General features: G+C 72.2%; 20 protein-coding genes. 12 read left to right on the forward strand and 8 right to left on the reverse strand.

Annotated elements, in window-relative coordinates; genetic code table 11:
- Positions 1–232 precede the first annotated feature (232 nt).
- The 5 genes from IF00_RS0109720 (at position 233) to IF00_RS0109740 (ending at position 5,586) form a co-directional block, all read left to right on the forward strand.
- Positions 233–2,242, forward strand: coding sequence for an RNase A-like domain-containing protein (locus IF00_RS0109720; RefSeq protein WP_051820008.1), 2,010 nt, complete (start codon positions 233–235; stop codon positions 2,240–2,242).
- 14 nt (positions 2,243–2,256) lie between these two features.
- The gene (locus tag IF00_RS0109725) at positions 2,257–2,949 is read left to right on the forward strand and encodes a hypothetical protein (RefSeq protein ID WP_158710438.1); all 693 of its coding nucleotides are present in this window, start codon (positions 2,257–2,259) and stop codon (positions 2,947–2,949) included.
- Positions 2,950–3,282: 333 nt separating this feature from the next.
- The gene (locus IF00_RS44910; RefSeq protein WP_106975784.1) at positions 3,283–3,438 is read left to right on the forward strand and encodes an SCO1431 family membrane protein; all 156 of its coding nucleotides are present in this window, start codon (positions 3,283–3,285) and stop codon (positions 3,436–3,438) included.
- A 342-nt stretch (positions 3,439–3,780) separates the two neighbouring features.
- Positions 3,781–4,956 (forward strand): acyl-CoA dehydrogenase family protein, encoded by a 1,176-nt coding sequence (locus IF00_RS0109735; protein ID WP_030316390.1) that lies wholly within the window; start codon positions 3,781–3,783, stop codon positions 4,954–4,956.
- A gap of 87 nt (positions 4,957–5,043) precedes the next feature.
- A complete protein-coding gene (locus IF00_RS0109740) occupies positions 5,044–5,586 on the forward strand; it encodes a dihydrofolate reductase family protein (RefSeq protein ID WP_030316392.1) in 543 nt (180 codons plus the stop codon).
- 241 nt (positions 5,587–5,827) lie between these two features.
- On the opposite strand, the gene IF00_RS47795 is transcribed toward IF00_RS0109740, so the two are convergent.
- Entirely contained in the window at positions 5,828–6,181 is a 354-nt protein-coding gene (locus tag IF00_RS47795; RefSeq protein WP_342451029.1) for a hypothetical protein, read from the reverse strand.
- A 159-nt stretch (positions 6,182–6,340) separates the two neighbouring features.
- Between IF00_RS47795 and IF00_RS0109750 the strand changes: the two genes are divergently transcribed.
- Both IF00_RS0109750 and IF00_RS0109755 read left to right on the forward strand, forming a co-directional pair.
- Positions 6,341–7,477 (forward strand): Rv3169 family protein, encoded by a 1,137-nt coding sequence (locus IF00_RS0109750; protein ID WP_030316395.1) that lies wholly within the window; start codon positions 6,341–6,343, stop codon positions 7,475–7,477.
- Positions 7,478–7,758: 281 nt separating this feature from the next.
- A complete protein-coding gene (locus IF00_RS0109755; RefSeq protein WP_030316396.1) occupies positions 7,759–8,850 on the forward strand; it encodes a phosphotransferase family protein in 1,092 nt (363 codons plus the stop codon).
- 34 nt (positions 8,851–8,884) lie between these two features.
- Here IF00_RS0109755 and IF00_RS0109760 read toward each other — a convergent pair whose 3' ends face one another.
- Positions 8,885–9,253 (reverse strand): hypothetical protein, encoded by a 369-nt coding sequence (locus IF00_RS0109760; protein WP_037637860.1) that lies wholly within the window; start codon positions 9,251–9,253, stop codon positions 8,885–8,887.
- A gap of 225 nt (positions 9,254–9,478) precedes the next feature.
- Between IF00_RS0109760 and IF00_RS0109765 the strand changes: the two genes are divergently transcribed.
- The 4 genes from IF00_RS0109765 to fxsA all read left to right on the forward strand — a co-directional run bounded on the left by IF00_RS0109765 (position 9,479) and on the right by fxsA (position 13,678).
- Positions 9,479–9,919 (forward strand): Lrp/AsnC family transcriptional regulator, encoded by a 441-nt coding sequence (locus IF00_RS0109765; RefSeq protein WP_017242178.1) that lies wholly within the window; start codon positions 9,479–9,481, stop codon positions 9,917–9,919.
- Between the two features lie 169 nt (positions 9,920–10,088).
- Positions 10,089–11,732, forward strand: a complete 1,644-nt coding sequence (locus IF00_RS0109770; RefSeq protein ID WP_030316401.1) for an amidohydrolase — start codon at positions 10,089–10,091, stop codon at positions 11,730–11,732.
- 502 nt (positions 11,733–12,234) lie between these two features.
- Positions 12,235–13,011, forward strand: a complete 777-nt coding sequence (locus IF00_RS0109775) for a polyprenol monophosphomannose synthase (RefSeq protein WP_030316403.1) — start codon at positions 12,235–12,237, stop codon at positions 13,009–13,011.
- Positions 13,012–13,084: 73 nt separating this feature from the next.
- Positions 13,085–13,678: an FxsA family membrane protein gene (fxsA, locus tag IF00_RS0109780; RefSeq protein ID WP_030316405.1), complete on the forward strand. Its 594-nt coding sequence runs from the start codon at positions 13,085–13,087 to the stop codon at positions 13,676–13,678.
- Between the two features lie 118 nt (positions 13,679–13,796).
- Here the strand turns inward: fxsA and IF00_RS0109785 are convergent, their stop codons facing one another.
- The 4 genes from IF00_RS0109785 to yczE form a co-directional block, all read right to left on the reverse strand.
- Positions 13,797–14,171, reverse strand: coding sequence for an RNA polymerase-binding protein RbpA (locus tag IF00_RS0109785; protein ID WP_015032218.1), 375 nt, complete (start codon positions 14,169–14,171; stop codon positions 13,797–13,799).
- 255 nt (positions 14,172–14,426) lie between these two features.
- On the reverse strand, positions 14,427–15,797 hold the full coding sequence (locus IF00_RS0109790) for an MFS transporter (RefSeq protein ID WP_030316407.1): 1,371 nt from the start codon (positions 15,795–15,797) through the stop codon (positions 14,427–14,429).
- Positions 15,798–15,867: 70 nt separating this feature from the next.
- Positions 15,868–16,632: a glycerophosphodiester phosphodiesterase family protein gene (locus tag IF00_RS0109795; protein WP_030316413.1), complete on the reverse strand. Its 765-nt coding sequence runs from the start codon at positions 16,630–16,632 to the stop codon at positions 15,868–15,870.
- The gene (yczE, locus tag IF00_RS0109800) at positions 16,629–17,336 is read right to left on the reverse strand and encodes a membrane protein YczE (RefSeq protein WP_167346851.1); all 708 of its coding nucleotides are present in this window, start codon (positions 17,334–17,336) and stop codon (positions 16,629–16,631) included. The genes IF00_RS0109795 and yczE overlap by 4 nt, the downstream gene beginning before the upstream one ends.
- A 64-nt stretch (positions 17,337–17,400) precedes the next feature.
- Here yczE and IF00_RS0109805 point away from each other — a divergent pair, with 64 nt between their 5' ends.
- A complete protein-coding gene (locus tag IF00_RS0109805) occupies positions 17,401–18,900 on the forward strand; it encodes an SCO1417 family PLP biosynthesis transcription factor (RefSeq protein ID WP_030316417.1) in 1,500 nt (499 codons plus the stop codon).
- A gap of 80 nt (positions 18,901–18,980) precedes the next feature.
- Here the strand turns inward: IF00_RS0109805 and IF00_RS0109810 are convergent, their stop codons facing one another.
- Both IF00_RS0109810 and IF00_RS0109815 read right to left on the reverse strand, forming a co-directional pair.
- Complete coding sequence (locus tag IF00_RS0109810) at positions 18,981–20,606, reverse strand: ATP-binding protein (protein WP_030316418.1); 1,626 nt, start codon at positions 20,604–20,606, stop codon at positions 18,981–18,983.
- Between the two features lie 37 nt (positions 20,607–20,643).
- Positions 20,644–20,838, reverse strand: a complete 195-nt coding sequence (locus IF00_RS0109815) for a hypothetical protein (protein WP_015032212.1) — start codon at positions 20,836–20,838, stop codon at positions 20,644–20,646.
- Positions 20,839–20,913: the final 75 nt, after the last annotated feature.

The raw sequence follows: 20,913 nt of genomic DNA on the forward strand, positions 1-20,913 counted from the left end.
ACCTGACGGCAGCGTTCCTGTCAGTCCTGCGCGAGGCGGCCGTACCGGTCCGCCGTCATCCCGCCGCGAACCGGCCCTCGTTCCCCCGCCGAACGCCGAATGATCATGACCTGCGGTAACGGTCTACGCTCGGCCGCGACCACGTGCGCTGTGTCATGCGCACGGCATTGACGGCGGCGGATTCGCCGCCAGGGGGAGCGCGGGCCCGGGGGGTCCGCGCCGTAAGGAACGCATGTATCAGCACATCAAACAGAAGATCGTCACGCTCGTCACCGTCCTGTGCCTGACCGTCGTCGGGGGCGCGGGGACCGCGGCGGCGGCCGGGCAGGCCGAGCGGGAACCCACACTGCTGGAGATCGCGGCACGGTTCTCGAAGTACTCCCAGTGCGGTGAGAAGCCGCTGCTCGAGCGGCCGAAGTGTTACAAGGAGTTCGCGCTCACCTCCGTCAAGATCGGCGTCGGCGTGGGGCTCTATCTCTACATCTCGCAGAAGGCGATGCGGGACGGCGGCGCGTCGTTCGTCGCGTTGAACAAGGAACTTCGGGCGCTCGACAGCCTGCAGCCCCTCGCCCTGCTGGACCCGGACAAGGAGACGGATCCCGAGAAGAGGCGCCAGATCCTCGACCAGACGGTCAAGGCGCTCAAGGCGTCCAAGCCGCACCTGGACAGGCTCCGCGGCAACCTGGTGGACGCCTCGCGGATCCTCGGCGATCACAACGACTCCGTCCTGGCCCTCGTCCTGCTCACCCTCGCCGCCCCGGAGTACCACCAGCCGCCCAGGCCCCTGCCGGACTACGACGTGGAGATCCTGGACATCGGCGGGTTCTTCAAGGACATCAACAAGGCCCTCGACCAGACCATCGCGGGCATGGACCAGATGAACGCCGGCCTCGACCAGATGAACGACGCGATGGTCGACGTCAACCGGGGCATCGACCAGGTCAACAAGGGCCTGAACCAGGCCAACAAGGGCATGAAGGAGCTCAACAAGGGCGTCGCCCAGGCCAACAAGGGCATGGACCAGACGAAGAAGGCGGTCTCCGACTTCAACAAGGCGGCGGACCGCCTCCACGAACTGCCGGACATCGACTTCGACTTCTCGAAGATCGCCGACAACATCGGCGCGAACGGCATGTCACCCGCGGAGCTCGCCGCGCAGGAGCGCAGGATGTCCCTGCTGCTCGACCTGCTGCCGGGCATCGGCGACGGCAAGGGCATTCTGGACGCCCTCACCGGCAAGGACTCCGGCACGGGCGAGCAACTGAGCACCACCGACCGGATCCTGGGCTCGCTCGCGATGCTGCGCTGGCTCAAGACCGGCGGCAAGCTCATTCCCGACGACATCCGCTCCGCCCGCAAGGCCGACGACGTCTTCGCGTGCAACAGCTTCCCGGCGGGCACGCGGGTCCTGATGGCAGACGGATCGCACCGGACGATCCAGGACGTCCGGGAGGGCGACCTGGTCCTGGCGACCGAAGCCGGCGGCGACACGGAGCCGACCGAGCCCCGGCCGGTCCTGTCGGTGCCGTTCACCTCCTCCCTGACGGACAAGACGTTCGTACGCCTCACGGTCACCGCGGGCGACGGCACGGAGTCGTCCGTGACGTCCACCGAGGGCCACCGGTACTGGCTGCCCGAGCGCCGGTCCTGGGTGTCCGCCGGCACCGTGGTGGCAGGCGACCGTCTGCGGACGGCGGAGGGCGCGCAGGTCGCGGTGACCGCGACGGCCCGATTCGCCGCGCACCAGGACACGTACGACCTCGACGTGAGCGGTATCGACAGCTACTACGTCGAGATCGGCACCGAGGACGTCCTCGTCCACAACTGCACCGACCTGGGGCGTGCCCAGCGCCTGTTCCCGGGCGTCGCGCACACCCTCGACGAGCATGTCGACGTGGACCTGCAGCAGATGAAGAACCTGGCGATCAAGAAGACCGAGAAGATCGGCAGGCCCACGCCCAGCTCGCGGTGGTCGAGCGCGGACCTGGCGCAGAAGGCGGTCAACCAGCTCGTCGACGAGAACAAGGCCCGCATCGACAAGTGGGTACGGGATTCCGGCAAGCCCGGAAAGCCGCAGCAGCTCACGCTGACGGGGACCTACGGGACCGGGTCGCTCGGTGACAGTGTCGACCACCTCGGCAACCATACGAGGACGACGAGCAACCGCTTCTCCGTGACGCTGGCCGTGAAGCAGGGGCACAAGCCCGGCGGCTTCTACGTCCTGACCGCCTACCCGCTGTGACGAGGAGCAGTTCCGTGCATGACCGGGAATCTCAGCACGAGTGGATGGACTTCGACTTCGGTGTGACCGCGCTGGGGTCCTCCTTCCACGGGGACTGGGTCCTCGACGCCGAGGACGAGCTGGATCATGTCCGGGCGTACCTCGGCGCCCCGGAGGGCGACCCCACGGGCCTCATCCTTCTCGTCGAGGACATCCTGCGGCTGCGGGACTCGGGGCTCGACGGCGAGGAGCTCAACCTGTTGTGGCGGGCCACGGACCCGCCGTACGGCGGGTCGCCGGAGATCCGGGGCGCCGAGCGCGCGTGGCTGGAGCGGCTCCTCGTCGTGGCCGTTCCCCTGGCGCGTGCGAGTGGCGCGTCGGAGGCCGACTGCTCCTCGTACCCCCCGTGCGGGGTGGGCGGGCAGAGCGCGGTGGCGGTGGAGCATCGGCGGCTGGCGGCCGAGGTGGTGGAGCTGGTCGGGAGCCTCGACCAGCGGCCGGACCGGAGCCACGTGCCGCTGGAACCGCCGCTGGAACCGGTGCGGGACGCACTGGTGCGCTGCGCCGAGACGGTGTGCTCGGAGCTCGCGTTCCGCTTTCTGCTGAGGGCCGCAGACAAGCTCTGCTCGCGCCTGTCGCCCGTGACGTACCGTCGCCTCGAACGGCTCGGCGCGGCGTTCGGGTACGGTCCGCACGTCGTCGACGCGGTTCGCTATCTCGTGGCCTGACCTGCGGCGCGCCGGTCGGATCGACGGGCGGGTGGGCGAAGGGAGCCCGCCCGTCGCTCCTGGTGCCGGGGCCGTGATCACACGGACCGGTCTTGTCCGGAGAGCCGATCGAGGGCCGATTCCGTCCGGCTCCGCACCGAGCGGCACGACGCGAGCGGGGGAGTGGTCTCCGGCACAGGAGGGGGCCGCTCCCTCTGCCTCCCCGACCGGCCCTCGCCCGCCCGACGCAGGGCAGTCGCGGCCCTCGGCGTCGTCCGGCGCGACGGTGCGGCCCCGGGGGACGTGACCGACGTCTCTACCCCGGGGCCGCCCCCGTACCGCAAGGTGGTCGCCATGACCTCCACCTCCGCCGCCGCCACCCGACTCCTCGTCCGCGCCCGGACGGGCGGCCCGAAGGACGACCGGGGTCCCAAGCTCCTCGAGCACGTCCTCGGCTGGACCCTGGTCGTCCTGCTGGCCGTGCTCGTCACCCGGGCCGGCCTCATGTGACGTCGGCGGACCGTCGGCGCTGAGCCGACGGGAGTGCTCCGCACGGCCGCCTCCTCGGTCGGCCGTGCCTCCACGGGGCCCGTTCTGAGCCGACGGGAGCGCTCCGCACTGCCGCCTCGGTCCGCCCGTGCCGCCTCGGTCCGCCGTGCCTCCCCGGGCCCGTCCGGAGCCGGTGGGACCGCTGCGCACGGCCACGTCGGTCGGCCGTGCCCCTCGGCGTCCGTGTGATCCCCCGGTCGCCGGGTGATCCCGATGCCTCGAACGGGCATACTCCCCGCGACCCCGCGCGCGCCCCGCACGCCCGTGCCCGTGCCCGCGCCCGGCAGGGAGGAGCGCCCGGCCATGGCCGACACCACCCCGGACGGCGTCGAACGCCGGCTGCCCACCGACGAGGCCCGCGAGCTGCTCGCCCTGACGCGGGACATCGCCCGGCGGGAGATCGCTCCGCGCGCCGCCGAGGAGGAGGCCGCCGGACACTTCCCCCGCGAGCTGTTCGCCCTGCTGTCCCGCTCCGGGCTGCTCGGACTGCCCTACGACCCCGAACACGGCGGGGGCGGTCAGCCGTACGAGGTCTACCTCCAGGTCCTGGAGGAGCTGGCCGCCGCCCGGCTCACCGTCGGGCTCGGCGTCAGCGTCCACAGCCTCTCCTGTCATGCCCTCGCCCGCTACGGCACCGACGAGCAGCGAGCCGCCCATCTGCCCGCGATGCTGGGCGGTGGCCTTCTCGGCGCCTACTGCCTTTCCGAACCGGCCGCCGGATCGGACGCGGCGGCGCTCCGTACCCGGGCCGTCCGGGACGGCGACGGCGGCGACTGGGTGATCGACGGCACCAAGGCGTGGATCACCCATGGCGGGATCGCCGACTTCTGCACGGTCATGGCCCGGACCGGCGAGGAGGGTGCGCGGGGCATCACCGCCTTCCTGGTGCCCGGGGACGCGCCGGGGCTGAGCGCGGCTCCGCCCGAACGCAAGATGGGCATGAAGGGCTCGCCCACGGCCCAGCTCCACTTCGACGGGGTCCGGGTCCCCGACGCGCGGCGCCTCGGTGCGGAGGGTCAGGGCTTCGCCATCGCGCTCGACGCCCTGGACTCGGGGCGGCTGGGCATCGCCGCCTGCGCGGTCGGACTCGGTCAGGCGGCCCTGGACGTGGCCGTCGCGTACGCCATGGAGCGCCGCCAGTTCGGCCGGCCGATCGCCGACTTCCAGGGCCTCCGCTTCCTCCTCGCCGACATGGCGACCCGGATCGAGGCGGGCCGGGCGCTCTATCTGGAGGCGGCACGGCTCCGGGACGAAGGGCGGCCCTTCGGCCGCTGCGCGGCGATGGCGAAGCTGTTCTGCTCGGACGCCGCCATGCAGATCACGACGGACGCGGTGCAGGTGCTCGGCGGGTACGGGTACACGGCGGACTTCCCCGTGGAGCGGTATCTGCGGGAGGCGAAGATGCTCCAGATCGTCGAGGGCACGAACCAGATCCAGCGGGTGGTGATCAGCCGAGCGCTGCTGAAGGGTGGAAGGTAGCAGGGCAGCCGGAGTCGCCCTCGCGGCGATCTCCGCGCGGGGCTCCTGTTCCCGAGGAGGACTTCTGATGCGCAGCGTGCGTACTCGATGAGCACCTCGCTCGACGGCTACATCGTCGGGCCGGACGGCGGCTTCGACTGGACGGTCCCCGACGAAGAGGTCTTCCGCTTCTGGATCGACGAGATCCGAGGTGTCGGCGTCCACCTGCTGGGCCGACGGCTGTACGAGACGATGCTGTATTGGGAGACCGCCGCCGAGGATCCGTCGCTCGACGACGCCGGGCGCGAGTGGACCGCGCTCTGGAAGCCCCTCCCCAAGGTGGTCTTCTCCCGCACGCTGTCGGAGGTGCAGGGGCGTGCCCGCCTTGCCTCCGGTGGGTTGGCGGAGGAGATCGAACGGTTGCGCGCCGAGCCGGGGGAGGGCGACATCGCGATCGGCGGCGCGACGCTCGCCGCCGAGGCGGCCGTGCTCGGCCTGATCGACGAGTACCAGGTCATGGTCTACCCGGTGCTGGTCGGCGGTGGCATTCCGTTCTTCGCCCGGAACGAGCGCCAGGTGGAACTCGAACTCGTCGAGACCCGTACGTTCGGTCCCAGGGTCGTGTACCTCCGCTATCGCGTGGCGCGCTAGGCAGCAGGATCGCGCGCGGGGCGGGCAGGGCGGCGCGCCAGGCCGGTTCGCGCGCAGGGCCGGGCGAGGGCGCGCGCCAGGCAGGCCGGTTCGCGCGCAGCGCGCAGGGCGCAGGCAGGGTTCATGCGCCGGGCGATGTCGGTTCGCGCAGGGCAGGCCGTACCCGCACGCCGGGCAGGCCGGATCCATCCGGCCGCACCGCGTGTCCGCGTCCGTTCCCGTCAGATCCGCCGGGTGGTGGTCACCGTCCGTGGCCCGGCCGGACCAGAGTCCCGTTGACACGTACCGTGCGGTCCGCCCAGACGGGGCCCGAGGCGAGCCGCGCCCACTCCTGGTCGCGGTGGCCCGGGAGGGTACGTCCCTGGCTCGCCCAGAGGGAGAGCACGGCCTTGTAGATGGGCGGGTCGGCGGGGAGGTGGGTCGGCGCCTGCGCCTGCGCCGGTACGGGGACGGGGATGGGGACCGGCGCAGGGGGATGCGCCGGCGTGGCCGTCGGGGCGGGCGCCGACGGCGGGTGAGGAACCGATTCTTCAAGGCGCGGCTCGGCCTGTCGGTGCCGACCGATTCCGCTGGGCGTCGTGTACAGCGTGGTCATGCCCGGACCAACGCGCCCCGGCGGCCGTGGTCACCGCCGAGGGGATTCGAGCGGCAGTTCGTCCGGTACCCGGTGCACGACTCTGGCCCCTCGACTCGAACCTGACGTACCGTCAGGTTCCCTCGCGGAAGACAGCCCTCGCCGACCAGGAGGTCAGCCATGTCCGTGCACCGGCACGTCGACGACCGGCCCGTCGCACTCGACGAATACCCCGTGCACCAGGCCCCGCTCTCGATGAAGCACCACGTCAGCGGCGACCGCAATGCGTACGACCGGTGCATCTTCCACGTCTTCGACCACACCGGCCGCGCCCTGCTCATCGCCGGTCTCGGGGTCTACCCGAACACCGGGGTCATCGACGCCTACGCCACTCTCCGCGTCGGTGACCGGCTGCACGCCGTCCGGGCCTCCGACGCGCTCGGCGACGACCGGACGAACCTCGCCGTCGGCCCGTTCACGATCACCGTCGACGAGCCCCTCAAGCGTCTCTCCCTGGGCTGCGCGGCCGATCCGGACGACCCCGAGGGCCTCTCGTACGACCTGAGCTGGACCGGCGACTTCCCCGCCGTCTGGGAACCCCACCACACCCAGCGCCACGGCGGCCGCCTCACCCTGGAAGGCCGCCGCTTCGTCCAGGCCGGCCACTGCGCGGGCACGATCAGGGCAGGCGGCGAGGAGTTCGCGGTCACGCCGGGGGAGTGGACCGGCACCCGCGACCGCAGCTGGGGAGTCCGTCCGATCCCCGGCGAGGAGCCCGGCCGCGGCGCCGAGTTCCGCCCCGAGGGCTTCCACTGGCTCTGGATCCCGATGCGTTTCGAGGACCGCTTCCTCATGGTCATCGCCCAGGAGGACGCCGACGGCTACCGCACCCTCAACGAGGCCGTGCTCGTGCGGAACGGCCACCGCGACACCCAACTCGGCTGGCCCCGCACCGAGATCACGTACCGCACGGGCACCCGCCACCCGGAACGCGCCACCGTCCACCTCACCGACCCGACCGGAAAGCCCCTGGAGATAGGCGTCGACATCCTCGCCTCGTCCCCGCTCGCCGTCGGCGCAGGCTATCCGCCCGCCACCGACTGGCAGCACGGCACCTGGCAGGGCCGCGGCTGGATCGACCGGCGTGTCTACGACCTCACGGATCCGGCCGCCCACCCCATGGCGGCGTACGGCGTCACCGACCACGCCGCCCGCTTCACCCTCGACGGCCACACCGGCTACGGAATCTTCGAGCACGGCTCGTTCGGCCGCCACGACCCCAGCGGCTTCGCCGACCACACGTCGACGGCCCGCTGAGCAACCTTCGCGGCCGCGCGTCGAGCGGCCCGCCGAGGAGTCGTCGTCCTCTCGCGTCGGGGGGACGACGCGCCTCCGCGGCGGCCCCAGCGCCGGCCTTTCCCAGGTGAAGGCCCCTCGCGCCGGTCTTCCCGAGGTGACGGCCCCTCACGCCGGCCTTCCGGGCCGACGGCCCCTCGCGCCGGTCTTCCCGAGCCGGCCTTCCCTCGTTCCGGTCTTCCCGAGTCAGCGGCCCCTTGTACCGAACCCTCCCGCGTCAACGGCCCTCCGAGGAGCTCCCCGTGACCTCTGCGCCCCGCCCCCGCACGACCACCCGCGACCCCGAGGAACTCGGGCGCCGGCTCACGGCCTGGCTGGACCGGCATCTGCCCGGTGCCCGTGTCACCGGGCTCGCCGTGCCCGGGTCCAACGGCATGTCCAGCGAGACCCTGCTCTTCGACCTCGACCACCCGGACGCCCCGGTATGCGGCTGCGCTCTGCGGCTGGCCGCCGACCCCGCGGCGTACACCGTGTTCCCCGTGTACGACATGGCACGCCAGCACCGAGTCATGCGGCTGGTCGGCGAGCACACCGACATCCCCGTGCCGCGCGTGCTGTGGCTCGAAGAGGACCCCGAGCCGCTCGGCGCGCCCTTCTTCGTGATGGCCCGCGCCGAGGGCCGGGTCCCGCCGGACGTCATGCCCTACACGTACGAGGGGAACTGGCTGCACGCCGCCACCGACGACGAACGCGCCCTGCTGGAGGCCGAGTCCGTCTCCGTCCTCGCCCGGCTCCACGACCAGTTCCCGGCGAAGGAGGCCGAGTTCCTGCTCCCGGACGGGCCGGGGACGCCATTGCGTCGGCATGTCGACGCCCAACGCGCCTACTACGCCTGGGTGGTGGACGGGCTCGCGCCCTCGCCGCTCATCGAGTCGGCCTTCGACTGGCTGGAGGCGCACTGGCCGGCCGACGAGGGCCCGGCCGTCCTCGGCTGGGGCGACGCGCGCATCGGGAACATCGTCTACGACGGATTCGTCCCCGCCGCCGTCCTCGACTGGGAGATGGCGGCCTGTGTCCCGCGGGAGGTCGACCTGGGCTGGGCGGTCTACCTGCACCGCTTCTTCCAGGACCTGACCGTCGGCTTCGGTCAGCCGGGGCTGCCCGGATTCCTGCGGCGCGACGCGGTCGAACGGCGCTACGCGGAACTGACCGGACACACCCCGCGCGACATGGAGTTCCACACCCTCTACGCGGCGCTGCGGCACGCGATCGTGATGCTCAGGATCGCGTACCGGCAGGCCCGCTTCGGCGAGGTCGAGGTACCCGCGGACCCCGACGGCCTGATCCTGCACCACGCCACCCTGGCGGCGATGGTGCGGGGAAGCTACTGGTGAGCGGAGGGGCCCGGAGGCCCCGTCCGGACGGGGCCTAGGCCGCGCGCCGCATGTGCGGCACCCGGATCGGGCGCGAACCCGGTCCGCCGACGTGCGAGAACGGCTGCGTGCGCCAGTCGAGACCCTGGGGGAGCGTCAGGAGCAGGGCGGTGTCCTGCTCCTGGATCTCCAGGGTGTCGTCGGCCGGGCGGGCCTCGGTCGCCGACAGGCCCGTGCCCGGGCAGACCGTCAGGACGAAGGGGTTCCACGGCGTCGGGCAGAGCGCGTGCTCCGGCAGCGCGTCCTCGTCCGCGAGCAGCGCGATCGGCTGCACGCACTCCGGGCAGATGACCCGGAACATCTCAAAGGTGTCGTACGCGTCGAGCTCTTCGGACGTGTCGACCGAATCAACAGGCTCCTGCATGGAGAATCTCCCCCTCGGGTGGGTCGGCCGGATCTGTACGGCCTCGACCACAGCAAGCACTTCCCATGCGGCCGTCCGCATAATCGTGTGGCAGTACCCGAGGCCGGACGCAAACCTGTGGCGTTCGTCACATGCCCGCCGCAGGTGCCCCGTGATGACCCATACCGCCCGATTGTGGTCGACCCCGCCGGTGCCGCTCCCCTGCGGGAGCAATAAGGTCACCGCATGGAGGAGCTGGATCGTCAGATCGTCGAGTTGCTCGTCAAGGACGGGCGCATGAGCTACACCGACCTGGGTAAGGCCACGGGCCTGTCCACGTCGGCGGTGCATCAGCGCGTCCGTCGTCTGGAGCAGCGCGGAGTCATCCGCGGCTATGCGGCCGTCGTGGACCCGGAGGCCGTGGGCCTGCCGCTGACCGCCTTCATCTCGGTCAAACCCTTCGACCCCAGCGCCCCCGACGACACCCCCGACCGGCTCGCCGACATCCCGGAGATCGAGGCCTGCCACAGCGTCGCCGGTGACGAGAACTACATCCTCAAGGTCCGGGTCGCCACCCCGCTGGAGCTGGAGCACCTGCTCAGCCGCATCCGTTCCCAGGCCGGTGTCTCCAGCCGCACCACCGTCGTCCTCTCCACCCCGTACGAGGCGCGGCCGCCGCGCATCTGACCGGAACGGCCGCCCACGGGCGGGGCCGTACGACGCCCGACCGGGGCCGCGCGACGCGCGCGTGGGGGCCGTGCGGCCGAGGCGGGTGCGGGCCGTACGGCGTGCGCGTCGGGCCCTCAAGGGGGACCTGCCGGACAAACCGGGTCCCGGCAGGTCCTAGCCTGGTCGCATGAGTGAGTCCATGCCCCCTGCGTCTCCCGCCGAGCACCGCACCGTTCTGCTGCGCGGTGGAGAAGTCCACAGCCCCGCCGACCCCTTCGCCACCGCCATGGTGGTGGAGCGCGGGCACGTCGCCTGGGTGGGCTCGGAGGGCGCGGCCGACGCCTTCGCCACCGGTGTGGACGAGGTGGTCGACCTGGAGGGCGCGCTCGTCACCCCGGCGTTCGTCGACGCGCATGTCCACACCACCGCCACCGGGTTCGCCCTCACCGGGCTCGACCTGTCCGCCGCCGTCTCGCTCGCCGAGGCGGCGGAGCTGATCCGCGCCCACGCCGCCGCCCGCCCCGAGGACCGCATCCTCGTCGGCCACGGCTGGGACGCCTCCCGCTGGCCCGAGCGCCGGCCGCTCACCCGCGCCGAACTCGACGAGCTCACCGGCGGACGCCCGCTCTACCTCACCCGCATCGACGTCCACTCGGCCGTCGTCACCACCGCCCTCCTGGACCTCGTCCCCGGCGTCCGCGACCTGGACGGCTTCCGCGACGGGCAGCGGCCGCTCACCGGCGACGCCCACCATGCCGTGCGGGCCGCCGCCTTCGGCGCCGTCTCCGCGCGCCAGCGCACCGAGGCGCAGCGCGCGGCCCGGAGCCGGGCCGCCTCCCTCGGCATCGGCACCGTGCACGAGTGCGGCGGCCCCCGCATCTCCTCCGAGGACGACTTCACCGGCCTTCTGGACCTGGCCCGCGACGAGGCCGGCCCCCGGGTCGTCGGCTACTGGGCGGACCTCGACGTCGAGCGGGCCCGCGCCCTCGGCGCCCTGGGCGCGGCCGGCGACCTGTTCGCCGACGGCTCCCTCGGCTCCCACACGGCCTGCCTGCACGAGCCGTACGCCGACCATGCCGACACCGGCCACACGGGGGCCGCCCACCTGGACGCGGCCACCATCGCCCTCCATGTCGTGGCCTGTACCGAGGCCGGCCTCCAGGCCGGCTTCCACGCCATCGGGGACGCCGCCGTGACCGCCGTCGTGGAGGGGGTCAGGGCCGCCGCCGAGAAGCTCGGCCTGGCCAGGATCCGGGCCGCCCGGCATCGCGTCGAGCACGTCGAGATGCTCAGCCCCGAGACCATCGCCGCCTTCGCCGAGCTCGGCCTCACCGCCTCGGTCCAGCCCGCCTTCGACGCTCTGTGGGGCGGCGAGGAGGGCATGTACGCCGACCGGCTCGGCGCCGAGCGGGCCCGCACCCTCAACCCGTACGCGGCGCTTCTGCGCGCCGGTGTGCCGCTGGCCTTCGGCTCGGACAGCCCGGTGACCCCGCTCGACCCCTGGGGCACTGTCCGGGCCGCCGCGTTCCACCGCACCCCCGAGCACCGGATCTCCGCCCGCGCCGCCTTCACCGCGCACACCCGGGGCGGCTGGCGGGCCGTGGGCAGGGACGACGCGGGGACGCTGGTACCGGGCGCACCGGCCGACTACGCGGTCTGGCGCACCGAGGAACTCGTCGTCCAGGCTCCCGACGACCGGGTGGCCCGCTGGTCCACCGACCCGCGCTCCGGAACGCCCGGTCTGCCCGATCTGTCCCCCGGAGTGGACCTCCCCGTCTGTCTGCGTACGGTCGTGCACGGGCAGTCGGTGTTCGTACGGCCGAACGAGTGATGTAGGGATATGTCCCACCAGGGACAGCCCTTCCGCACGCTTGTCCCCGACCTGCGGATCTTCCCCTCCGGCCTGGCCTTTTGGGAAGTCTCCGCAGGTCAAGCGGGTGTTGACAGTCGACCGTCGGGGGCGGGTAGGTTCTCCGCGTCCACCACAGGACGTCCGACCGGACAGGATCTCCACGCATGCGCCGAACGCCGCCCGCGCCTCGGCCGCGAGGGAAGGTTTCTCCGGCGGAAGGTGCGACCCGGGTGGGGCCCGGACGTTCAGTAGACAACGGCTTTCGGTCGATCCGCCGCCAGCGGATCCCGGGTCGGACCGAAGGACGACGGGCCCCGCACCGCACGTCACACGCGTGAACGGCCCTGCCGGCCACCGCCTCGCCCTCGGGTCCCGACTCCCTCGGGCAGCCGCCCCGCCCCTCACGGAAGACCCGCCGCGCCGGAGCACTCCGGGGACCTCGCTATGGTGGGGGCCTGTGTATGTATCCGAAGGGGCAGTAGTGAACGACGGTGGCCAGAGGCGTTACGGCCCGCTCGGCAAGGCCTTGGTGATCATTCCGACCTACAACGAGGCGGAGAACATCAAGCCGATCGTCGCGCGGGTGCGGGAAGCCGTACCCGAGGCGCACATCCTCGTCGCCGACGACAACAGCCCTGACGGTACGGGCAAGTTCGCGGACGAGATCGCGTCCGACGACGACCATGTGCACGTCCTCCACCGCAAGGGCAAGGAGGGGCTCGGTGCCGCCTACCTCGCCGGCTTCCGGTGGGGCATCGAGCACGGGTACGGCGTCCTCGTCGAGATGGACGCCGACGGCTCCCACCAGCCCGAGGAGCTCCCGCGGCTGCTCACCGCCCTCAAGGGCGCGGACCTCGTCCTCGGCTCCCGCTGGGTGCCGGGCGGCCGCATCGTGAACTGGCCGAAGTCCCGCGAGTTCATCTCCCGCGGCGGCAGCCTCTACTCGCGCGTGATGCTCGACGTGCCGATCCGCGACGTCACCGGCGGCTACCGGGCCTTCCGCAAGGAGACCCTGGAAGGCCTGGGCCTGGAGGACGTGGCCTCGGCCGGCTACTGCTTCCAGGTCGACCTGGCCCGCCGCGCCGTCGCCGCAGGCTTCCATGTCGTCGAGGTCCCGATCACCTTCGTGGAGCGCGAGATCGGCGATTCGAAGATGAGCCGGAACATCGTGGTCGAGGCGCTCTGGAGGGTCACCGGCTGGGGCCTGTCGGCGCGAGTGGAGAAGGTCGGCAGGAAGCTCGGCCGCAAGGCCTCCTGACCGCCTGCCGGGGCGTTCTGTACTGATCTTTCCTTTACGACGTTCCGGCGGGGCGCCAGGCACACTGGGGTCCATGACGACCGGCGCAACGCCTCCCCTCGCCCCGAAGCGCTCACGCGCGCGTACCTTCCTTCCGCTCGCCGTCGCCGCCTGGCTGGTCCTCGAGATCTGGCTGCTCACGGTGGTGGCCGACGCGGCCGGCGGACTGACCGTCTTCGCCCTGCTCGTCGGCGGCATCGTGCTCGGTGCCGCCGTCGTCAAGCGGGCCGGCCGCCGTGCCTTCCGCAACCTCGGCTCGACCTTCCAGCAGGCCCAGGCCGCCGCGCAGACGGGCACCATGCCGTCGGCGCCGGAGCGGACCGGGGCGGAGGACCGCAACGGCTTCCTGATGCTCGGCGGTCTGCTCCTGATGATCCCCGGTCTGATCTCGGACGTCCTCGGCCTGTTCCTGCTGATCCCCCCGGTCCGCTCGCTCCTCGGGCGGTACGCGGACCGGGCGGCCGAACGCCGGATGGCCGCCGCTCCTCCCGGCAGCCTCCAGGACGCCTTCCAGCAGGCTCGTATCCACCGCCCGGACGGCAAGGTCGTCCAGGGTGAGGTCATCCGCGAGGACGCCGCTCAGGGCCCGCGTCGGGCCGACGAGCCCCGCCCGCCCCTGACGTCCTGATGCTCCACCCGTGCCCCGGTCCTCCGTCGCGACGGAGGACCGGGGCACGGAAACGCCGCGGGGCCCGGTACACAGTTCGTGTACCGGGCCCCGCGGCGTTGTGCCACCGGTGCGTCCGCTAGGCGGACTTGCGGCTGTCGCGCGGATGCACGGCGATGTTCATGGCGCCGGAACGCAGGACGGCCAGCCTCTCGGCGAGGACCTCCTCCAATTCCTCGCGGGTGCGTCGCTCCATGAGCATGTCCCAGTGCGTACGCGCAGGCTTGCCCTTCTTCTCCTCGGGTCCGTCCCCGTCCACCAGGAGTGCCTGGATTCCGCAGACCTTGCACTCCCACTCCGGCGGAATTTCCGCTTCCACCGAGAAGGGCATCTCAAAACGATGGCCCTTCTCGCATGCGTACTCCACGGCCTGGCGCGGGGCCAGATCGATGCCGCGGTCGGTCTCGTAGCTCGTCACCACGAGGCGCGTGCCGCGAAGAGCTCGCTCACTCATGAATCGTGCCTCCCGGGCTTGTCGCCCACAGGACAGGTGTCGCTGTCGTCGTTATCCGGTCAACGTCCGGTCGGCGGTAAAGATTCCCGTGCCGGGTCATGCGTCGCCCGTCGTGCCGCCCCTTGTTGTACCCACCAGTGCCCGTTTTGTCACATCTGACGGCAGATGTGACCCGGTGTCTTCACCAAAGCAGCACGCAGTAACGGTCCGCCTGGCAGGCCAAACGCGTACACTACCGCCCTTTCACTGCCACGTCTAAATACGGTCGGGTATCGGGTTCCCGGCGGCTTCCACCGCGCGCCGTACCGGCACCCTGGCGAGCAGGACGAAGCCGACCACGAAGAAGATCACCAGGGAGATGATGGCATCCCGGTAGCTCCCGGTCAGCTGATACGCGAGACCGAACACGAGTGGACCCAGCCAACTGAGCCCCCGGTCGCTCATCTCGTACGCCGAGAAGTACTCCGCCTCCTTGCCGCGCGGCACCAGATGCGAGAACAGCGAGCGCGACAGAGCCTGGCTTCCGCCCAGTACCAGGCCGATCGCGGCCGCGAGACAGAAGAAGAACACGGGCGCGTCGGCCGGCAGGAGATAGCCCGCCACCAGGATCAGCGTCCAGACCGCGAGCGATGCCAGAATCGTCCGCTTGGCGCCGTACGACCGGGCGAGTCGCCCCATGCCGAGCGCGCCCGCCACCGCGAGCACCTGGACCAGCAGGACCGCCGTGATGAGCGTGGTCTGGTCGAGGCCCAGTTCCTCCGAACCGAACACCGAGGCCTGGGAGATCACCGTCTGCACGCCGTCGTTGTAGACCAGGTAGGCGAGCAGGAAGGAGAGCGTCAGCGGATGCCTGCGCATGTCCTTGAGGGTCGCCCGCAGCTGCCGCCAGCCGCTGCCGACCGTGCCCCCGCCGGCGCCCTCCCGTCCCTCCGGGCCGACCTGGCGGTCCCGCAGCCGTCGCAGCGGTACGACGGTGAAGGCGCCCCACCAGACACCGGCCGAGGCCAGACAGATCCGGACCGCCTCGCCCTCGGTGAGACCGAAGGAGTCGTGGCCCGAGTAGAGGATCAGATTCAGTACGAGGACCAGCGCGCCGGACGTGTAGCCGAAGGCCCAGCCTCGCGAGGAGACCGCGTCCCGCTCGTCCGGCTCCGCGATCTGCGGCAGATAGGCGTTGTAGAGCACCATCGAGACCGAGATCGAGGCGTTCGCGACGATCAGCAGGAACGTGCCCAGCAGATACCGGTCGCCCGCCAGGAAGAACATTCCGGCCGTGGCCGTCGCGCCCACGTAGGCCGCGGCCGCGAGCAGCGGCTTCTTCCGGCCCGTACGGTCCGCGATCGCGCCGACCATCGGCATCAGCAGGACCGCGACCACGATCGAGGCCGACACGGCGTACGCGAAGAGCGAGCCGGCCCGCACGGGTATCCCGAGCGGGTGCACATAGCCCTCCGCGTCCGCCGCCGCCCGGGCCACCGAGGTCAGGTACGGGCCGAGGAACACGGTGAGCACGCTCGTCGAGTAGACCGAGCACGCGAAGTCGTAGAAGTACCAGCCCCGCTGTTCCCGCTTGCGTTCGGCGGGATCGGAGGCGTACTCCTCCGGTTCGGTGGTTCCAGCGGTCAAGGCCGCGCCCCCTCGTTCGTCCCCGTGACCGGGCCCGGTGATCCGGGTCCGGAGCCACCGGGACGCGCGCTCAGACCCACACACCCCGCTCGGTCAGCACCGAGCGCAGCGTCTCCAGTTGATCGGTCATGATGCCATCGACCCCCAGGTCGAGGAGAGTGTTCATCCGCGCGGGATCGTTCACCGTCCACACATGGACCTGGAGCCCGCGCGCGTGCGCCTCCCGCACGAAGCGGCGGTCCACCACCGGGATGCCGCCCTGCCGCTCGGGGACCTGCGCGGCGATCGCCCCGGCCCGCAGCGCCGCCGGGATGCCGAACGAACGCAGTCGCAGCCCGATCACCCCGCGCACGCCGAACGAGGTGGCCAGCCTGGGGCCCGCCATCCGCTGGGCCCGCGCGACCCGGGCCTCGGTGAACGAGCCCACGCAGACCCGGTCCCAGGCCCGCTTCTTGCGGATCAGGTTCACCAGCGGATACAGCGCCGACTCGGCCTTGAGGTCCACGTTCCAGCGGGCCTCCGGGAACTCGTCCAGGAGGTCGGCGAAGAGCGGCAGCGGTTCCTTGCCCGCCACGCGGGCCTCCCGCACCGCCGCCCACGGCAGGTCGCCTATCCGGCCCGAGGCGTCCGTGACCCGGTCGAGGGTCGCGTCGTGGAAGGCGACGAGAGCCCCGTCCGCCGTCGTGTGCACATCGGTCTCGAAGTAGCGGTAGCCCGCGGCGGCGGCCCGGCGGAAGGCGGCCGCGGTGTTCTCCAGGCCGTTCGCCGTACCGCCGCGGTGGGCGAACGGGAGGGGCGCGGGATGGTCGAGGTAGGGGTGGCGTACGCGAGTCACCGCCGCAGTATGGCGCCTTCCGGTGTCGCCGGGGCGACCGAGGTGCTTCCGGAGTCCGGCTCGGGAACGGCGAACCAGCGAAGGAAGAACTGGGCGAGGGGTCCGATGGCCAGCGCGTACAGCACCGTGCCGACACCGACCGAGCCGCCGAGCAGGAAGCCGGTGGCGACCACCGCCACCTCGATCGCCGTCCGCACCAGCCGGATCGAACGGCCGGTGATCCGGTGCAGACCCGTCATCAGGCCGTCGCGCGGGCCGGGGCCGAAGCGCGCCGCGATGTACAGGCCGGTCGCCACCCCGTTGAGGACGATGCCGGCCACGAGCAGCGGGATCCGCCCCGCCAGGCCGTGGACGTCCGGAACGAGCGCCAGGGTGCCGTCCATCGCCAGGCCGATCACGAACACGTTGGAGACCGTGCCGAGCCCCGGCCGCTGCCGGATCGGGATCCACAGCAGCAGCACCACGGCCCCGACGATGATCGACACCACGCCGATGGTCAGGCCCGTCTTCTCGGCGAGGCCCTGGTGGAGCACGCCCCACGGCTCCAGACCGAGACCGCTGCGCACCAGCAGCGCCGAGCTGACCCCGTACAGCGTCAGCCCCACGTAGAGCTGGACGAGCCGACGGGTGAGGTGCCGGCCGTGGAGGCCGGAGGCGATGGACAAGGTTCTTCCCCCCAGGGTGGTGGTAGTGGACTGGCTCATGACACTCTGTGGCGGTGGAACGGGTGCCAACCATGGCCAATTTGAGGAAGGTGGACTGATTTCGATGGCCCAGTGGACTTCGGCGGTGGGACCGGCTCAGCTCGCCCGGCAGCTCCAGGCGCAGCAGCCGCGGCCCGCCGGACCCGGGACGCGGAAGCCGCCCGCCTACCGCGCCCTGGCCGACGGCATCCGGCTGCTCGTCCTGGAGGGCCGGGTCCCGGTCGCCGCCAGGCTGCCCGCCGAGCGGGAACTCGCCCTCGCCCTGACCGTCAGCCGTACGACGGTGGCCGCGGCGTACGAGGCGCTCCGCGCCGAGGGCTTCCTGGAGTCGCGGCGGGGGGCCGGCAGCTGGACCGCCGTACCGGCCGGGAACCCGCTGCCGGCGCGAGGACTCGAACCGCTGCCCCCCGAGGCGCTCGGTTCGATGATCGACCTCGGCTGCGCGGCGCTGCCCGCGCCCGAGCCCTGGCTCACCCGCGGAGTGCAGGGCGCCCTTGAGGAACTGCCGCCCTACGCCCACACGCACGGCGACTACCCGGCGGGTCTTCCCGCGCTGCGGCAGATGCTCGCCGACCGGTACACCGCGCGCGGCATCCCCACGATGCCCGAGCAGATCATGGTCACGACCGGTGCCATGGGGGCCATCGACGCCATCTGCCACCTGTTCGCGGGCCGTGGTGAGCGCATCGCCGTCGAGTCCCCGTCGTACGCCAACATCCTCCAGCTGATGCGGGAGGCCGGGGCCCGGCTCGTGCCCGTCGCCATGTCCGAGGGGCTCGGCAGCTGGGACCTGGGCCGCTGGCGGCAGGTGCTGCGCGACGCGGCACCCCGCCTCGCGTACGTGGTGGCCGACTTCCACAATCCGACCGGCGCGCTGGCCGACGAGGACCAGCGCCGGCAGCTCGTGGACGCCGCCCGCTCGGCCGGCACCGTCCTGGTCGTGGACGAGACCATGGCCGAGCTCCACCTGGACGACGACCTGGAGATGCCCCGGCCGGTCTGCGCCTTCGACCCGGCCGGCTCCACCGTCCTCACGGTCGGCTCGGCGAGCAAGGCCTTCTGGGCGGGCATGCGCATCGGCTGGGTCAGGGCCGCGCCCGACGTCATCCGTTCCCTGGTGGCCGCGCGCGCGTACGCCGACCTCGGCACCCCCGTCCTCGAACAGCTCGGCGTGAACTGGCTCATGCGCACCGGGGGCTGGGAGGAGGCCGTCACCCTCCGCCGCGACCAGGCGCGGGAGAACCGGGACGCGCTCGTCGCCGCGGTCCGCAGGGAGCTCCCGGAGTGGGAGTTCTCGGTGCCGCGCGGCGGCCTCACCCTCTGGGTCCGCACCGGAGGTCTCTCCGGCTCCCGGCTCGCCGAGGCGGGGGAGAGGGTCGGTGTCCGGGTTCCCTCGGGCCCCCGGTTCGGTGTGGACGGGGCCTTCGAGGGCTTCGTCCGGCTGCCCTTCACGGTCGGCGGACCGGTCGCCGACGAGGCCGCCGCCCGGCTGGCCGCCGCGGCCCGGCTGGTCGAGTCGGGCGCGGGCGGGGGAACCGAACCGCCGCGCTCGTTCGTGGCGTAGCCGCCCGAGCGGTCGCGTGTCACGCGGAGAGGCCGGTACGGACCTGGGTCCGCACCGGCCTCTCCGCGTACGCGTGGTGCTCAGCCCTCCGCGGGAACGGGAGCGTGCAGCGGGGCCGGGCCGGGGTCCGGCTCGGCGCGCGGCGCCGGGGCCGGTTCGGGACTCTTCACGGTGACCGTCTCGATCGCCATGGTCGTCTCCGTGCGGCGCTCCGGGAGGAGTTCGAGCACCGCCTGCCGGTGCGCCTCGCTGGTCGCGTCGTCGTACGGGTCGGGGGTCGCCGGCACCTGGAGGCGCAGCACCGGTCCGGTGCCCAGGCGCGCGTAGCCGCGGCCCGCGGGGACCTGGGGCGTCGGCGTGGTGTGCGGCTCGGCGCCGAGGACGGAGGCGATCCGGTCGGGGGTGGCGGGGCCGAGCACGATCCGGGCCCTGGTGTGGCTGCGTACCGCCTCGCTCAGCGTGTCCGCGCTGTCGAACTGCTCGGCGACCACCACCGTGACCTGGGCCGCGCGGCCGTGCCGCAGTGGTACCTGGAGCAGCTCCTGCGGGTCGGGACGGCCGTCGGCGGCCGCCAGGTCGCCGAGCACGCTCGGCCGGTCGAAGAGGATCCAGAGCGGCCGTCGGGTGTCCTCGGGGGCCGGGTGGCCCGCCTGCCGGGCCCGGTTGGCGGCGATCAGCCGTCGTTCCGTCTCGTGCGCCGCCCACTCCAGGGTGGCCAGCGAGCCGGAGAGCCCGCACTCGACGGCCAGGACGCCGTCGCGGCCGGTGAGGCACGCGTACTCGCCGGTGCCACCGCCCTCGACGATCAGGACGTCACCGTGGGGGAGGGCCTGGAGCGCGATCGAGCGCAGCAGGGAGGTCGTGCCGCTGCCCGGCTGGCCGACGACCAGCAGATGCGGCTCGGTGGAGCGGGGGCCGGTGCGCCAGACGACGGCCGGCGCGTCCTCCGTCCCGTCCGAGGCGACCACGGGCACGGTCCGCTGCACGGCGTCCGCGTCGGTGAAGCCCAGGACGGTCTCGCCCGGCACGGTGACGAAGCGCTGGGCGGCGATGGTGGTGGGCAGGGCGGGCAGCACGCTCATGACGAGCCGGTTGCCCTCCTCGTCCCAGTCGAAGCGGTACTCACGGCCGCGCCCGGACTTGGCGTGCAGCAACTGCTCGATGCGCGCGCGTGCGGCGGGCTCGCCGTCGGTGAAGTACGGAGGGTAGGCGATCTTCAGTCGGGTGGGACGCCCGTCCTCGTCGAAGGCGTACTCCGTGAAGGCGCCGCTCCAGTCGCCGCTGTGGGCGAAGAGCGGGGCGGGGTCCTCAGGGACGGAGAAGTAGGGCACGAGGGCCTCGTACAGGCCCTTGAGCCGGGCGATCTCGGCGTCGTCGGGCCCGGTCTTGACGACCGGGCGCTCGCGTCCCTTCCACGCGGCCGCGGCCATGAGCGTGACGAGCGCGAGGAGCGGCCCGTAGGGCATGAGTGCGACGACCAGGACGCAGGCCGCGACCAGGAGCAGCGTCGGTCCACGCCGTTCCTTGGGGGTCGCGGCCCACCTGACGCGCGCGGACGCGGCCAGCTTCCGCAGACCACGGGAGACCGTGATCAGTGGATGGAGCACGTCGGTGGCACTGTCGGCGGCCGTGCGTGCGATCTCTCGACTACGAGCGATCTGTGCGCTGCCGCTGCTCAGAATGCGGGGGAGTGGTCGCCGGGCCACGAAGTACTCCTGAGGTGGTGGAAGGGACGGAAGGGCGTCAGAACTTGATCCCGCCCAGGAGGCCGGCGAGGCTCTGCCCGCCCGCCGTGATGCTCGGGGCGATGGCCGTACCCGCGAGGTAGAAGCCGAACAGCGCGCTGACGAGGGCGTGCGAGGCCTTCATCCCGTCCTTCTTGAAGAACAGGAAGCAGATGATGCCGAGCAGGACCACGCCTGAGATGGACAGGATCATTGGTTGTTCTCCTGGTTGAGGGGACAGTCACCATGAGTCCTTCCAAGTTCACAGCAAGTATCTATGTGACTAAAG

The sequence above is a fragment of the Streptomyces flavochromogenes genome, from assembly GCF_000717595.1.
In the GTDB taxonomy this organism is placed as follows: domain Bacteria; phylum Actinomycetota; class Actinomycetes; order Streptomycetales; family Streptomycetaceae; genus Streptomyces; species Streptomyces flavochromogenes.

What these genes read in the sequence shown, in the direction of transcription:
- IF00_RS0109720 (WP_051820008.1), top strand. Translation starts at nt 233, where the DNA reads ATGTATCAGCACATCAAACAGAAGATCGTCACGCTCGTCACCGTCCTG.
- IF00_RS44910 (WP_106975784.1), top strand. Translation starts at nt 3,283, where the DNA reads ATGACCTCCACCTCCGCCGCCGCCACCCGACTCCTCGTCCGCGCCCGG.
- IF00_RS0109735 (WP_030316390.1), top strand. Translation starts at nt 3,781, where the DNA reads ATGGCCGACACCACCCCGGACGGCGTCGAACGCCGGCTGCCCACCGAC.
- IF00_RS0109740 (WP_030316392.1), top strand. Translation starts at nt 5,044, where the DNA reads ATGAGCACCTCGCTCGACGGCTACATCGTCGGGCCGGACGGCGGCTTC.
- IF00_RS47795 (WP_342451029.1), bottom strand. Translation starts at nt 6,181, where the DNA reads ATGACCACGCTGTACACGACGCCCAGCGGAATCGGTCGGCACCGACAG.
- IF00_RS0109750 (WP_030316395.1), top strand. Translation starts at nt 6,341, where the DNA reads ATGTCCGTGCACCGGCACGTCGACGACCGGCCCGTCGCACTCGACGAA.
- IF00_RS0109760 (WP_037637860.1), bottom strand. Translation starts at nt 9,253, where the DNA reads ATGCAGGAGCCTGTTGATTCGGTCGACACGTCCGAAGAGCTCGACGCG.
- IF00_RS0109765 (WP_017242178.1), top strand. Translation starts at nt 9,479, where the DNA reads ATGGAGGAGCTGGATCGTCAGATCGTCGAGTTGCTCGTCAAGGACGGG.
- IF00_RS0109770 (WP_030316401.1), top strand. Translation starts at nt 10,089, where the DNA reads ATGAGTGAGTCCATGCCCCCTGCGTCTCCCGCCGAGCACCGCACCGTT.
- fxsA (WP_030316405.1), top strand. Translation starts at nt 13,085, where the DNA reads ATGACGACCGGCGCAACGCCTCCCCTCGCCCCGAAGCGCTCACGCGCG.
- IF00_RS0109785 (WP_015032218.1), bottom strand. Translation starts at nt 14,171, where the DNA reads ATGAGTGAGCGAGCTCTTCGCGGCACGCGCCTCGTGGTGACGAGCTAC.
- yczE (WP_167346851.1), bottom strand. Translation starts at nt 17,336, where the DNA reads ATGAGCCAGTCCACTACCACCACCCTGGGGGGAAGAACCTTGTCCATC.
- IF00_RS0109805 (WP_030316417.1), top strand. Translation starts at nt 17,401, where the DNA reads ATGGCCCAGTGGACTTCGGCGGTGGGACCGGCTCAGCTCGCCCGGCAG.
- IF00_RS0109815 (WP_015032212.1), bottom strand. Translation starts at nt 20,838, where the DNA reads ATGATCCTGTCCATCTCAGGCGTGGTCCTGCTCGGCATCATCTGCTTC.